General features: G+C 45.7%; 2 protein-coding genes. Both read left to right on the forward strand.

Annotated features, from left to right (window positions below; all coding sequences use genetic code 11):
* Positions 1-1,213: membrane protein insertase YidC (yidC, locus tag Q0277_RS08715; RefSeq protein WP_297997309.1), on the forward strand; the 1,213-nt coding region annotated here is incomplete at its 5' end.
* Positions 1,210-1,662: Jag N-terminal domain-containing protein (locus Q0277_RS08720; RefSeq protein ID WP_297997311.1), on the forward strand; the 453-nt coding region annotated here is incomplete at its 3' end. The genes yidC and Q0277_RS08720, both read left to right, overlap by 4 nt.

Consider the following 1,662-nt stretch of genomic DNA (forward strand, 5'->3'; position numbering starts at 1 on the left):
TCCCTACAGCGCTTCATCTAGCGAGCTGGACGTACGAAACGGCGAAGCCGGCGTGAGCTTAAGTCAAAATTTGGGCTCGGTAACTATAACTAAAAATTTGACCTTTTTCCCGAACGGCAGCTACAAGCTGGATGTGAAATTAAACGGCAGCGCGCCTTATTTCATCACTCCGGGCTCTCGTCCGAATGTCGAAGTGGATAGCTACACCATCCACGGCGTCATCGTCGGCAAGCCTGGCGAGGCCGGAATTTTTGACAAGCTTACCTCATTTTTTACCGATTCGCAAAGCACCAAAGAGAACGTTGAAATTTTCAAAGACGGCGACGTAGATAGCAACGAGCGAATAAGCAACGCCAATATCGAGGCGAGCTCGGATCGATACTACACGACGCTACTTTATGGAAACAATATGGATGTGACCGTGACCGACGCGGATAAAATTTCACAGGTATTCATCCGCTCAAATGGCGATTTTAGTGCTACTGGCTATTTGGGAGCGAAGGATCATGCGACGCTAAATTCGATAGATCCGGTTCTTACCAATATCATCGAATACGGCTGGTTTACCTTTATCGCCCGCCCGATGTTTAAATTTCTAAACTGGCTGCACGGCTATATTGGTAACTGGGGCTGGTCGATCGTCGTGCTTACGCTTATCATCCGCCTAATCTTATTCCCGCTAAGTTACAAGGGAATGCTATCGATGAATAAGTTAAAAGATCTAGCGCCTAAGATGAAGGAGCTTCAGGAGAAATATAAGGACGATAAGCAAAAGCTGCAGATGCATATGATGGATCTGTATAAGAAAAACGGCACCAATCCGATGGGCGGCTGCTTGCCGATCTTGCTCCAGATTCCAGTATTTTTCGCGATCTACCGCGTGCTGCTTAATGCGATCGAGCTAAAGGGCGCGGAGTGGGCGCTGTGGATCCACGATCTGTCGCTTAAAGATCCATATTACATCCTGCCGATTACGATGGGAATTTTGATGTTTTTGCAGCAAAAAATCACGCCGACTACGTTTACCGATCCGATGCAAGAGAAGATGATGAAATTCTTGCCTCTTATTTTTACGGTATTTTTCGTGATGTTCCCTGCGGGTCTGACGCTATATTGGACGGTCAATAACTTCTGCTCAATTATCCAGCAATATGTCATTAATAAAGCCTTTGCTAGGCATAAACAAGCTCAAATAGCGGAGAAAAAATCATGATAATCGAAGCTGAAAATTTAAAAGACGCCTACAACAGAGCCGCTAATACGCTTGGATGCTCGGTGACGCAACTTAACGTGCGCGTGCTACAGCATCCAAGCGGCGGATTTTTGGGCTTCTTTAAAAAAAATGCCGTAATAGAAGCGGTTTTAGAAGGGGAAAAATTTAGCGAAAATCCGGAATTTAGCGCCTCTCAAAACAAAACCGGCAAAGCAGAGAAAAAGCAGGGCGATAAATCAGAGCCGCAAAGCCCGCGCACTGCACATCCTAAACACCGCAAAGAAAAGCAAAAAGCCGTCGTAACCGATGAAAATTTAATCGAGATCAAAGAAAAGCTCTCGGCGCTTTTCAAATCGAGCGAGTTTAAGATCGAAGTGAGCGAAGTCAGCAAAATCGACGAAAATACCGTCTATATCAAGCTACAAGGCGAGGATAGCGCGCTTTTGATA

Source organism: uncultured Campylobacter sp. (genome assembly GCF_938030815.1).
GTDB lineage: Bacteria > Campylobacterota > Campylobacteria > Campylobacterales > Campylobacteraceae > Campylobacter_B.